Source organism: Streptomyces sp. TM32 (assembly GCF_004122755.1).
Taxonomy (GTDB): domain Bacteria; phylum Actinomycetota; class Actinomycetes; order Streptomycetales; family Streptomycetaceae; genus Streptomyces; species Streptomyces sioyaensis.
Window position 1 is genome coordinate 21,212 of record NZ_SDIG01000059.1, and the last position, 12,194, is coordinate 33,405.

Annotated in this window: 12 protein-coding genes; 7 read left to right on the forward strand and 5 right to left on the reverse strand. The window is 72.0% G+C overall.

Going from position 1 to position 12,194, the window contains the following annotated elements; translation table 11 throughout:
- Positions 1–14: 14 nt before the first annotated feature.
- Positions 15–542: a MarR family transcriptional regulator gene (locus EST92_RS15600; protein ID WP_129281534.1), complete on the forward strand. Its 528-nt coding sequence runs from the start codon at positions 15–17 to the stop codon at positions 540–542.
- A gap of 127 nt (positions 543–669) precedes the next feature.
- On the opposite strand, the gene EST92_RS15605 is transcribed toward EST92_RS15600, so the two are convergent.
- Positions 670–1,515 carry a protein phosphatase 2C domain-containing protein gene (locus EST92_RS15605; protein WP_129281535.1) on the reverse strand — a complete coding sequence of 282 codons (846 nt, stop codon included), beginning with the start codon at positions 1,513–1,515 and terminating at the stop codon, positions 670–672.
- A gap of 617 nt (positions 1,516–2,132) precedes the next feature.
- On the opposite strand from EST92_RS15605, the gene EST92_RS15610 reads away from it, so the two are divergent.
- The 5 genes from EST92_RS15610 (at position 2,133) to EST92_RS15630 (ending at position 7,979) form a co-directional block, all read left to right on the forward strand.
- The gene (locus EST92_RS15610; protein WP_129281536.1) at positions 2,133–5,099 is read left to right on the forward strand and encodes a nitrate- and nitrite sensing domain-containing protein; all 2,967 of its coding nucleotides are present in this window, start codon (positions 2,133–2,135) and stop codon (positions 5,097–5,099) included.
- Entirely contained in the window at positions 5,096–5,590 is a 495-nt protein-coding gene (locus EST92_RS15615; protein WP_129281537.1) for a roadblock/LC7 domain-containing protein, read from the forward strand. Before EST92_RS15610 ends, EST92_RS15615 begins: the two co-directional genes overlap by 4 nt.
- Entirely contained in the window at positions 5,587–5,985 is a 399-nt protein-coding gene (locus EST92_RS15620) for a DUF742 domain-containing protein (RefSeq protein ID WP_129281538.1), read from the forward strand. Before EST92_RS15615 ends, EST92_RS15620 begins: the two co-directional genes overlap by 4 nt.
- A gap of 37 nt (positions 5,986–6,022) precedes the next feature.
- Positions 6,023–6,637: an ATP/GTP-binding protein gene (locus EST92_RS15625; RefSeq protein WP_129281550.1), complete on the forward strand. Its 615-nt coding sequence runs from the start codon at positions 6,023–6,025 to the stop codon at positions 6,635–6,637.
- Positions 6,638–6,725: 88 nt separating this feature from the next.
- The gene (locus tag EST92_RS15630) at positions 6,726–7,979 is read left to right on the forward strand and encodes a styrene monooxygenase/indole monooxygenase family protein (RefSeq protein ID WP_129281539.1); all 1,254 of its coding nucleotides are present in this window, start codon (positions 6,726–6,728) and stop codon (positions 7,977–7,979) included.
- A 148-nt stretch (positions 7,980–8,127) separates the two neighbouring features.
- On the opposite strand, the gene EST92_RS15635 is transcribed toward EST92_RS15630, so the two are convergent.
- The 3 genes from EST92_RS15635 to EST92_RS15645 form a co-directional block, all read right to left on the reverse strand.
- Entirely contained in the window at positions 8,128–8,394 is a 267-nt protein-coding gene (locus EST92_RS15635) for a hypothetical protein (RefSeq protein WP_129281540.1), read from the reverse strand.
- Between the two features lie 36 nt (positions 8,395–8,430).
- The gene (locus EST92_RS15640) at positions 8,431–9,171 is read right to left on the reverse strand and encodes a TetR/AcrR family transcriptional regulator (protein ID WP_129281541.1); all 741 of its coding nucleotides are present in this window, start codon (positions 9,169–9,171) and stop codon (positions 8,431–8,433) included.
- A gap of 72 nt (positions 9,172–9,243) precedes the next feature.
- Complete coding sequence (locus EST92_RS15645; RefSeq protein WP_254068831.1) at positions 9,244–10,191, reverse strand: diiron oxygenase; 948 nt, start codon at positions 10,189–10,191, stop codon at positions 9,244–9,246.
- 166 nt (positions 10,192–10,357) lie between these two features.
- Between EST92_RS15645 and EST92_RS15650 the strand changes: the two genes are divergently transcribed.
- Positions 10,358–11,467 carry a ferritin-like domain-containing protein gene (locus EST92_RS15650; protein WP_129281542.1) on the forward strand — a complete coding sequence of 370 codons (1,110 nt, stop codon included), beginning with the start codon at positions 10,358–10,360 and terminating at the stop codon, positions 11,465–11,467.
- Between the two features lie 81 nt (positions 11,468–11,548).
- Here EST92_RS15650 and EST92_RS15655 read toward each other — a convergent pair whose 3' ends face one another.
- Positions 11,549–12,175, reverse strand: a complete 627-nt coding sequence (locus tag EST92_RS15655; protein WP_129281543.1) for a type III effector protein — start codon at positions 12,173–12,175, stop codon at positions 11,549–11,551.
- Positions 12,176–12,194: the final 19 nt, after the last annotated feature.

Here is a 12,194-nt window from a genome sequence, read left to right on the forward strand (position 1 = left end):
GAGAAAGCGGAAGAATGGGCGCTGACGTGCACAACACCGGAGCCGACGGGGCGACGGAGCAGGGCGAACCGATTGGCGTGGACCACGTATTTCTCGCCCTGGAACGCGAATTGGCGGTATTTCTCCGCCGGGCCCGTGCCTCTTCCGGCGAACTGGCACGAGAGGTGCATCCCGACCTGGAACCCGCCGCCTACGGCCTTCTCTTCCGGCTGGCCGACGCCGGTGCCCAGCGCGCCACCGACCTCGCGGGCTTCTTCGGCGTCGGCAAGGCCACCATGAGCCGCCAACTACAGGCCCTGGAGAAGCTCGGGCTGATCGCCCGCGAGCCGGACCCGGCCGACGGCCGCGCGGTCCTGGTACGCCTCACCGACGAGGGCCACGCGCGCTTCACCCGCGTCCGTACCGGCCGCCGCGCCCGTTACGCCCGCCGCCTGGCCTCCTGGGACCGCGGCGAGGTCGCCGAACTGGCCCGCCTGCTGCACCGGCTGAACGCCGAGCAGGAGGGCGAGCAGGACGGCGAGCAGGACGGCGACGAGGCATAGCCGCAGGCCGGCGCCCTCGGCACCGGCATCCGGCCCGGCAACCGGCCCCGGCCCCGCCGCCCGCCCACCGCTGTCGAGGCGGCGCGCCGTGGCGGCGGGGGAAAATCCCCCGCCCGCCGGCGATTTGTCACGGCGCCACAAAAATCACCGCCGCGTCATCGCGCGCCTTGCCGCGCGGATGTGCCGCGCCCGCGGGGTCCGCCGCCTCCGCCGCCCGGACCCGGTCGATGAGCGCCTGGGGGCCCTGACCCGCCACCAGGGCCACGCAGTCGGCCCAGGAGCCCTCCCGGAAGACCTCGACCCAGCGGCTCGCGCCGTCGCTGAGGGCGGTCAGCGAGCGGAGCGCGGAGCGCGGGGTGCGGCCGGTCACCGCGCGGGCGGCCACCGAGGGGTCGGCGGCCGCGGTGAAGAAGCCGCCCTCGGCATTGCGCAGCGCCTCGACCGCGCGGACGTACTCCCGGACCGCGGCGGCCCGTTCCGCCGAGCCGCGGGGCAGCGCCCGTACGACGGCCCGCAGGTCCCGGACCGCGGGCGGCAGTTCGTCCAGCCGGGGGTCGAGCACCGGCAGCACCGAGCCGTCCGTCCGCTCCAGGAGGAGCACCGAATCGGACAGCACGAGATGTTCGACGGTGTCCTGCGACCAGCGCGCGGCGACCAGGGTTGCCTGCGGAGTGCGGGGGTGAGAAAGGTCACAGGTCGTCCGGTGTGTGTCGGCTGTCCGGGAGATGGCCGCGGCGAGGGCCTCAGGGAGCGTCATATCCAGGTGTGAAACCGACAGTTCGAGCATTGCGCCGCCCAGCCGCGCGGTGAACCAGGGCACTGTGTGAAGACAGCCGTAGTTCTCCTCGGGTGGTGTCACGCCGTCCAGCAGCACCAGGACGCCGCCCTGGCCGGAGGCAGGAAGGGCTACTGATGTGTAGTCCTCATTAGGGCGTTGGGGGTCGCCCGGCTCGGTGGCGAGTGCGATGTGCATGGCCGCAAGTCTGCCGGAGGCCCTCGATTCGCCCCGGCCGCCGGGCGCGGGCCGTCGCGCAGGTGTACGAGCGGAGCCGATTGTGCAGGGATGGTGTGCACCGGGCCCGTTGGCGTGCGGGCGCGCATCTTTCCAGGACGCGGACGCATCTCCAAACCCGTCCGGGGTTTGCTAGGGGATGAAGCCAAAATCGTTCGCGCGAGGAAGTTGATGGCCAAACTCCGATTGATGTTCACTCGTTCAGGTGGCCGGGCATGTGTTGCCGAGCCACTGCGCGGCGCCGGTGGAATGGTCGTTGCCCGGATCATGGGGTGGGGCCAGGACGTTCGTCGCGACGCGCAGAGCCGGGCTGCTTCCCCTCGCGGACGTGTGCGTTGCTGCGGTTTTCGCGCAGATCCGCCCCGCGAGCGGAGAGCGAGCCGGGTCCGCGACGCCACAGGGCGTGAGCAGGCGAGACAGGAATGCGAGCAGCGGTGCGGAAGATGCGGCTTCGGGGCGGCGCAGGGAAGCCGGGATCACCGGCCGGTTCGATCGCGGGACCGGGCACGGGCTCGGCTCCTGGTGAGGGGCAGGGCACGGCCGGCGGCGAAGGCAGTCCGGGCCGCCGTCCTGCGCGGGTGCGCAACCGGCTCGTCGGGGCGGTGGCCGTCGTGGCCGCCGCGGTCCTCGGCGCCGGTGCCCCCGGCCTGACGGCGACGGCCGACGACGCCACCAGCAGCCAGCAACTGGTCGATCTGGCGGAGCTGAACGTCCGCGCCATCGCCCTGGCCCACTCCCTCGCCGACGAACGCGACGGGATGACCGCCTACGCCGCCGTGCGCGGCAGCCGGACCGGCGCCCACGCCGCCCGGCCCGGTGCCGGGACCGAGGAGGCCACGGTCTCCCGCGCCCAGCGCGCCCGCGTGGACCAGCAGATCGGCGAGCTGCGTACCGAGGCCCAGGACGCCTCGGGTGACAGCGCCGTCTACGCCTCCGCCGCCAAGCTGCTGGCCGCCCTCCCGCAGACCCGTCAAAAGGCGCTGTCCGGGCCCGAATCGGCCGATCAGGTCTACGGGGCCTACACCCAGACCCTCCAGGCGCTCGGCGCGATCAGCGACGACATCGCCCGCGGACTGCCCGCCCGCGCGGACGCCGCCGATGCCGACCTGCGCGCGCTGCCCGCGCTGGGCCGCGCTACCGAAGAGGCCGCCGGCACCCGCGCCCTGCTGCTCGCCGGGCTGGGCGCGGGCGGCAGCCAGCCCCGGCTGACCAGCCTCGCCCAGGTCGCCCACACCCGTGAACAGGGCGCACTGGGCGACTTCGAGCAGGCCGCGAGCCAGCGCGCCCGCGACCGCTACGACAGCACCGTCAACGGCGCCGACGTCACCACCGCCGAGCGCTATCTGACCCGGCTGACCGATCAGCCCCGGCTGGACGCGGCCGATCTGCGGCTCAGCCGCTCGCGGGTGCAGGCCGCCCTCACCACCCGTATCGGGCTGATGCGGGGCGTCGAATCCGCCATGGCCACCACCGATGTCCAGCGGCTCGGGACGCTGCGCGACGACGCGGTGTCGGAGCTGGAGCTGCGCATCGGCCTGGAGGGGCTGTGCCTGCTGCTGGCCGTCGGCGCCGGCGTCTGGGCGGCCCGCTCGCTGACCCAGCCGCTCGCCGCGCTGCGGCTCGGCGCCAAGCGACTGGCCGCCGACCCCGCGCACGAGGAGCCCCTCACCTACAAGGGCCGCAACGACGAATTCGCCGCCGCCGTGGGGTCCGTCAACGCGCTGCACGCCCAGGTCGGCGAGCTGGCGCGGCGCACCGCCGAGCTGGAGGGCGAGCGCAAGCGGCTGATCGGCGGCCGGCAGCGGCTGGTGGCCGAGCGTGAGGTGCTCCAGGAGCAGGGCGAGACGCTCAAGGAGGAGATCGCCGATCTCACCGAGCGGCTGGCCGCCCTGCACAACGGTGTGCACGGCCGGTTCGTCAACCTCTCGCTGCGCACCCTGGGCCTCGTGGAGCGCCAGCTCGGCGTCATCGAGTCGCTGGAGGAGAGCGAGCAGGACCCCGAGCGGCTGGAAACCCTCTTCCAGCTGGACCACTTCGCCGCGCAGATGCGCCGTAACAGCGAGAACCTCCTCGTCCTGGCGGGCGCGGAGCAGCACAGCACCAACCACCAGGGGCCGGTGCCGCTGCTGGACGTGCTGCGCGCCGCGATCAGCGAGATCGAGCGCTACGAGCGGGTGGTCATCCAGTCGCTGCCGCCGCATTCCCAGGTCGCCGGGTTCGCCGCGGACGACCTCAGCCACCTGATCGCCGAACTTCTGGAGAACGCCACGGCCTTCTCCCCGCCGAAGGCCCATGTCGAGCTGTCCGGCTGGCTGCTGGAGAGCGGCGAGGTCATGCTCTCGGTCCAGGACGAGGGCATCGGGATGACCTCGGAGCGGATGGCCGAGCTCAACGAGCGGCTCTGTGACGTCGCTGCCGCCTCGTCCTCCGAGACCATCGACGAGGCGCTGGGCCTGGGGCTGTACGTCGTGGTGCGGCTGGCCGCCCGGCACGGGGTCCGGGTCCAGCTGCGGGACGCCAAGCACGGCGGCGTCACCGCCGTCATCGTGCTGCCCGGCTCGATCCTGCCCACCCGCCCGGCGCCGTCGGGCCCCCCGGTGGCCGCGTCCCCGGACCTGGCGCACTCCCCGGGTCTGCCGGGCTCGGTCGCCGAGGCGAACTCCAACGCCCTGCCCACGCGGGCGATGCGCACGGCACCGGCGGCGCTGCGCGGCACGCCGGACGCCACGGCCCCGGCCGGGCACGACGACGACCGGACCCCGGCCGCGGACACCGGGGGGCCCGACGGCCACCCGGCCGTGCCGGAACCCCGCCACGACGGCACCCCGGACCCGGCGCCGGCACCCGAGGCCGACCCGTTCGTCGCCGCCGCGGAGCGGGCGATCGACGCCGCCGGGCTCGGTGTCGCGGACGTACCGGCGCCCGAGCAGCCGTCCGGTCCGACCACCTACTCCGCGTCCGAACCTGGCCCGTACGGCCCGCAGTCGGCCGGACCCTACGCCGCCACCACCCAGGGCACCGGTGACCACCTCCGGGCCGAGGACGAGGGGCGCCCGGACCAGGCGCCCGCCGCCCCGGTCCCCGGCCCTGACGCCGCGCCCGCCTCCGACCCGTACGCCATCGGGCCGGACCAGCACACCCGGCCCGGCACGGACGCGGCACCCACCGGCGCGGCACCCACCGGCGTGGCACCCATCGACGACGCGGCGCCCGCCGAGGCGTCGGAGGCCGGCGAAGCGGCCGACTCGGAGACCGCCGCCGCCCCCGCCACCGGGAAGCGGCGGACGGCCACCGGGCTGCCCAAGCGCACGCCCCAGGTGGTGGCGCAGCAGCAGGCGCCCGCCGCCCCGCGCAAGAGCGGTGCGGCAAACGCCGAGGCGCTGCGCCGCCGGCTCGGCGGATTCCAGGCGGGGGCGCGAGTCGGCCGACGCGAGGTCGAGGCCGAGATCGCGGAACGTACAGCGGAGCAGACCACCCCACGGACGGACACCGACGGAGCGGGGGCCCCGGGAGAGAGCCACGTTGTCGAGGAGGCACGCGATTGAACGCGCAAGCGCCCACTGCTTACGGACAAGGCCTGAGCAGCCAGGCTCAGAACCTGCACTGGCTGCTGACCAATCTCGTCGAGGAGGTGCCGGGTATCCGCTCGGTCGCGGTGGTCTCCTCCGACGGCCTGCTGTTGCTGTCCTCCGACCCCGACCGCAGCCAGGACGAGGCCCGGCCGGGCGAGCGTGCCGGGCCGCGCGGCTCCAGCGCGGATCTGGCCACCATCGTCTCCGGGCTCGGCAGTCTCACCAACGGTGCGGCGAAGCTGATGGACGGCGGTGCGGTCAAGCAGACGATGGTCACGATGGACGAGGGCAGCCTGTTCGTCATGTCGATCAGCGACGGTTCGCTGCTCGGCGTCCATGCCACCCCGGACTGCGACATGAACGTCATCGCCTACCACATGGCGTTGTTCGTCGGCCGGGCCGGACATGTCCTCACCCCCGAACTCCGCAGTGAATTGCGCAAGTCGATGGAGAGCGTTCAGTGAGTACCCCCAAACTCCCCGTCCGCGGCGGGGACCGGAAACCCGCGCGCGTGCGGCCGTATTCGCTCACCGGCGGCCGGACGCGATTCGGCCACGTGCTGCTCGTGGAGACGTTCGTGGCCGCGTTGGAGGCACCCGAGGAGCGGCGCGAGCTCACCTCCGGGGGCTGGGGTGACCGGGTGATGCCGGAAATGCGGGCGATCGTCGAGCTGTGCCGCCGGATGCGCTCGGTCGCGGAGATCTCCGCGCTCCTCAAGATGCCGCTGGGTGTGGTCCGGGTACTGCTCAGCGACCTCGCCGACCAGGGAAAGATTCGCGTCTACGGCACCGGGCACGGCTCCGGCCGGCCCGACCGCGCGCTGCTCGAAAGGGTGCTGAGTGGACTTCACAGGCTCTGACACGATATCGGCCGGGCCGACGGCGGCCGCCGGATCCGTGGGTCAGGCCGACCCGGCGGCCGCGGCCGACGCGGGGCTGCAGAGCTGGCAGACGGACCGTTCGCAGGCGCCGATCGCCACCAAGATCGTGGTGGCGGGCGGCTTCGGCGTCGGCAAGACCACGTTCGTCGGATCGGTCTCGGAGATCACCCCGCTCCAGACCGAAGCGGTGATGACCCAGGCCAGCGAGGACACCGACGATCTGACCGCCACCCCGGAGAAGACCACGACCACGGTCGCGATGGACTTCGGGCGGATCACCCTCGACCAGGAGCTGGTGCTGTATCTGTTCGGCACGCCCGGACAGCAGCGCTTCTGGTTCATGTGGGACGACCTGGTGCGCGGTGCGATCGGTGCGATCGTGATGGCCGACACCCGCCGTCTTGAGGACTGTTTCCCGGCGCTGGACTACTTCGAGAGCTGCGGACTGCCCTATGTCGTCGCGGTCAACCACTTCGAGGGCACCGATTCCTACGAGGTGGAGGACGTCCGCGAGGCGCTGACCGTGCCCGCGCACGTGCCTGTGGTGATCATGGATGCGCGCAGGCGGACCACGGTGATCCAGGCGCTGCTGGCACTGGTCGGCCACGCCCTGGAGACCGCACCCGAGTAGCGGTCTGCGGAGCAGCCCGCTCCGCCGGGCACCCTGCCACCCCCCACTTCCCCCCTGAACAACCGCAGTAGCAGAGAAGAGTGCCGCCATGCGGAAAATACTCATCATCGGAGCCGGCCAGTCCGGTCTCCAGCTGGCCCTCGGCCTCCAGTCGCAGGGCTACGAGGTCACCCTCATGTCCAACCGCACCGCCGATGAGATCCGCGCGGGGCGGGTGATGTCGACCCAGTGCATGTTCCACACCGCGCTCCAGCACGAGCGGGATCTGGAGATCAACTTCTGGGAGAGCCAGGCCCCGCGCATCGAGGGCCTCGGCGTCTCGGTCGCCGCCCCGGGCAGCCACGAGGCGCCCGAGGGATCGCAGCGCGCCATCGACTGGGTCGGCCGGCTCGACGGCTACGCCCAGTCCGTCGACCAGCGCGTGAAGATGGCCGGCTGGATGGAGACCTTCGCGCAGCGAGGCGGCCAGCTCGTCATCCATGGCGCGGCCGTCTCCGACCTGGACTTCTTCGCCGGCCGTTACGACCTGACGCTGGTCTCGGCCGGCAAGGGTGAGCTGGTGTCCATGTTCGGCCGGAACCCCGCGCGTTCCCCCTACGACGCCCCGCAGCGTGCGCTCGCCGTCTCCTACGTGCACGGCGTCGGCCCGCGCCCCGAGCACCCCGAGTTCGACGCGGTGCGCTGCAACCTGGTGCCCGGCGTCGGCGAGCTGTTCGTCATGCCGACGCTCACCACCTCCGGCCGCGCCGACATCCTCTTCTGGGAGGGCATACCCGGCGGCCCGCTGGACGCCTTCCAGGGCGTCACGGACCCGCAGCAGCACCTCGACATCACGCTGGACCTGATGAAGACGTTCCTGCCCTGGGAGTACGCCCGCGCCACCAAGGCCGAACTGACCGACGGCAACGGCACGCTGGCCGGCCGCTACGCCCCGACCGTGCGCAACCCCATCGGCCGGCTGCCCTCCGGCGGTCTGGTCCTCGGTGTCGCGGACGTCGTGGTCGCCAACGACCCGATCACCGGCCAGGGCTCGAACTCGGCCGCCAAGTGCGCCGCGTCCTACCAGGCCTCCATCGTCGAGCACGGCGACCGGCCGTTCGACGAGGAGTGGATGCACGCCACCTTCGACCGCTACTGGAACACCGCCCAGCACGTCACCAAGTGGACCAACGCGATGCTGGGGCCGCCGCCGGAGCACGTCCTGAACATCATCGGCGCGGCCGGCCAGCTCCAGCCCATCGCCGACCGCTTCGCCAACGGCTTCGACGACCCGTCCGACTTCGAGAACTTCTTCTACGAGCCGGAGAAGGCGAACGCCTACCTGGCGTCGCTGACGGGCTGATCTCCCCGCGGCGGTGCGCCCCGTGTGTCGCGGGGGGCACCGCCGTGCGCCGACGGCGTCCGGTACGGCAGCGGCCTTCCGGTCCTGCCGGCAGTGCTCTTCCGCTTCCACCGGCGCGGCCCGCGGCCCGTCCCGGCCGGGCCCCGGATCAGCGGCGCTTCCGCCAGGGCCACTTGGGCCCGCCGCCGGAGGCCTCCCCCTCCGGGTCGTACTCGTAGCGCCACCCGCTCGGCAGCCCCAGGCGGCCCACCCGCCCCGGCACGCGCCGGTAGACGTGCCGCACCGGCGGGCCCCCGCCGGCGTCCGGTACCGGGACCTCGTACGTCTTCGGCGGCTGTCCGGTCATGCCGACCAGGACGGGCAGTACCCGGCCGTCCAGCGGCCCGCCGACGAAGGGGGTCTTCTCGCTTCGCACGCCGTCAGTCTCCCACCACCGGCGTGGGGCGGCAGCTCACAACAGGTGCGTGGCGTCGCTCACCACGGGCAGCATGCGGCGGGCCAGGCCGCCGGCCGGGCCGTCGGCGGCCTCCAGCTTCAGCGCCGCCCGGGTCACCTCGGCGGTCTGCGGGTCCCGGGCCGCGGTGGCGGTCAGCAGGGCGATGAAGTGGTCGACCAGCCAGTCCCGCAGTTCGTCGAGGGCCGGCTGCTTGTCCTCGTCGAGCCAGATGAGCGAGGCGCCCTCGACGGCGGTGATCCACATGCGGACGGTCATCCGTAGCCGCAGGCCCGGTTCGGGCTCGCCCAGATGCCGCAGGATCTGGTCGGCTGCGGCCCGCCGCACCTCGTCCACGATCGCGGAGGTCCGGGCGGTCTCCACGACGCTGCCGCCCTGGAGCAGCGCGCTGAAGCCCGCGTCGTGTTCGTCGACGAACGCCAGATAGCGGTCCAGCGCGCGCGACAGCCGCTGGGTGAGCGGGCCGCTCTCCGGCTCGGCGAAGCAGCGCTCCAGCATGTCGGCCGCGCTGCGCAGCGCGGCCTCGTACAACTGCTGCTTACCGCCGGGAAAGTAGCGGTAGACGAGCGGGCGCGAGACCTCGGCCGCGGTCGCCACGTCGTCCAGGGAGACGTCCTCGGGCGCGCGCTGGGCGAACAGGCCCAGCGCGGCGGTGAGGAGTTGGCTGCGGCGTTGCTCGACGCTCAGTCTGCGATAGGCGGGTCGGGGTACTGCTGGGGCGGTGCCGCTGCCGTTCATGAACAGCAGCGTAACCGGCCCGGATTCCGCTTCGGACAGGCGCTCGGTTACTGGGCGGTTCACAAGGATCCTTCAGGCCAGCAGCCCTGAGCGGCGCCACAACCTGCGGCCCACGCCGCGCAGTACGCCGATCTCGTCCAGGAAGTCGGTCAGCCGCTTGGCGCCGGACTGCATCACCTCGAGGCGGTGTCCGCTGGCCTTGACCTGGGCGAGGGCCTCGCGCCGGTCGAGACCGACATGGGGGTAGACGTCCGGGTTGACGAAGGCGAGGGAGAAGACCCGGGCCGCCTCGCCGGAGCTGACGCGGGTCAACTCCCGCTCCCAGCGCGGCGCGGTGATCATCTGGCGGCGCAGTTCCTCGCGGGCGTAGCGCACATGCCGGGCCTCTTCGACGACATGGATGCGGGTCACCCCGCGCACGAGGGTCTGCACCCGCTCGTCCGGGAACGTCAGCCGCTGCATCCAGTCCAGGATCTCCTCACCGAGCAGGGTGCAGGCGAACGAACCCGGGGTGGTGGAGACCGTCTTGAGGACGCGGGCGAGGTTGTGGTGCACCCGGGAGACCGGGTACGCCGGGGCGCCGCCCTTGTGGATCATGCGGGCGAACATCTTGGAGTGCCGGCACTCATCGGCGATCTCGGTGAGTGCGTAACGGACATGCGCGCTGGTCACCGGCTTGTCGTAGATGTGCCGGACGAGCAGCTGCATCAGGATGATCTCGAACCAGATGCCCAGCGAGGCGAGTGAGGAGGCCTCGTGGCGGGAGAGGTCCTGCTGCTGCTCCAGGGACATCTTCCGCCACAGCGGGGTGTCGTAGAGCGAGACCAGCTCCGGCGGCCAGAACCACTTGCCCTCTTCGAGGGGCGCGTCCCAGTCGAGTTCGGTGTCGGGGTCGAAGGAGTGCCGGGCGGAGGAGTCGAGCAGCCGCTCGGCGACCTGCTCCCGGTCCTTGAGCAGACCGAGGGCGTCCCGCAGGACTTCGGTGTCCGGCACGGTCATGTCGGTGGGCGCGCTCGTCATGGGTGGCTACCTCGCTCGTGGGTTACCCGCGTTCCTCTCTTATGAGACTGCTTGTCAGCAAGCTCGTCAATCCCCTGTGCACGACTTATTGACCCGCCGGTAAGAAACGTGTGAGCCTGCCAACGACCGCCCGTGACAAGGCGTTTGGCGAGCCGAGGAGGCATCCGTGTCGACCCGAGACCTCTATGTGCACGACCCTGGCGACTCCGTGTGGAAGGTGCCCGCCTCCGGTGCGGCCCGCTTCAGCTGGGACTACGACGACGGACGGGACCGGCTCCTCGCGCTCTACCAGAAGGGCAAGGACAAGCAGTGGGACGCCACGCTGCGGATCGACTGGGACCTGGAGGTGGACCCCCAGGACCCGCTCGGCACCCCGGACGAGTCGATGTCCCTGTACGGCACCAGGTACTGGGACAAGATGACGGAGAAGGACCGGGGCGATCTGCGCCGGCACTACACCTCCTGGCAGTTCAGCCAGTTTCTGCACGGTGAGCAGGGTGCGATGGTGTGCGCGGCCCGGATCGTCGAATCCGTCCCGGATCTCGACGCGAAGTTCTACTCCGCCACCCAGACCATGGACGAGGCACGGCACGCCGAGATCTACGGCCGCTTTCTCCAGGAAAAGATCGGGATGCTCTACCCGATCAACGACAATCTTCAGTCGCTGCTTTCCGACACCCTCAAGGATTCCCGCTGGGACATGCCGTACCTCGGTATGCAGGTACTGATCGAGGGCCTCGCGCTGGCCGCCTTCGGCATGATCCGGGATACCACCACCAAGCCGCTTCCCAAGCAGATACTCGCCTATGTCATGCAGGACGAGGCGCGGCACGTCGCCTTCGGGCGGATGGCGCTGCGCGATTACTACAAGCAGCTGACCGACGCCGAACTGCGGGAACGCGAGGAATTCGTCATCGAGGGCTGTTACTTGATGCGCGACCGGCTGCGCGGCCTGGAAGTCCTGGAGAACTTCGGCATTCCGCCCAAGGAGGCCGCCGAATTCACCGAGAACTCCGAATTCCTGCACCTCTTCCGGAAGCTGCTGTTCAGCCGGATCGTGCCCTGCGTCAAGGACATCGGACTGTGGGGCGAACGCCTGCAGCGCGCCTATGTGGACATGGGCGTCTTCGAGATGGGCGACTCCAACCTCGATCTGCTGATGGCCGAGGACGAGGAACTCGCCGAGAAGCTGGACGCGGAGCGCTTCGCGGCCGAGGAGGAGGCCCGTACGGCGGAGGTCGCGGCGGCCATCGCGCAGGGGGCGGCAAAGGACTGACCGGCCGCGTCGCCCGGCGGCGCACCGCTCCTGGGCGCCGCCCGCCCGCGGACCGCGCGGCGGCGCCGGAGGTCCCGCGTTTCAGGTGCGGTGGCGCCGGTCGTTGCCGTGGCCGCGAAGCCGGGCGGTGTGGCCGGTGAAGGCGTCGATACGGGCGGCGAGATCGGGGTGGCCCGGTTGCAGATGGGGGCGGGTGGCTGTCAGGGGGGCGATGAGGCCGACCGGGTCGTCCTTGCCGAGCGCCTCGTCGAGAAGGTCCACCGGGGCGCGGGAAGCGGCGGGGAGATCGGTGAGAGCGGTGATCTGGCCGGCGAGGCGGCGGAGTTCGGCCGCGTTGTCCCGGGCCCAGGCGATGACCGTGCGCTCGGCGGCGCGGCGGTCCCGGGTGGCCTGGACGCGCTGCTCACCGGTGCTTCCGGCGGGGCCGGGGCGCTGTCGTAGGTAGCGGCGTTCGGCGGCCTGGCGGCTTGCGACGCCGAGCGGCTGGGCGAGATCCGCCCAGCTGGCGCCCGCCCGCCGGGCCGTTTCGATCAGACCGGTCTCCCAGCCGTCGAGCTGTTCACGGACCTCGCGCAGCAGCAGGAGGGAGGCCAGCGCCTTTCCGGGCCCCTCGTCGGAGGCCGGCGGCTCCTCGGCGTCAGCCCTCTGTGCCGCACGGACGGCCTGGTTGATGGCCTCCAGGGCCGCCGCGGCGGCCCTGGAGGCCATCAACCAGGCCGTCCGTGCG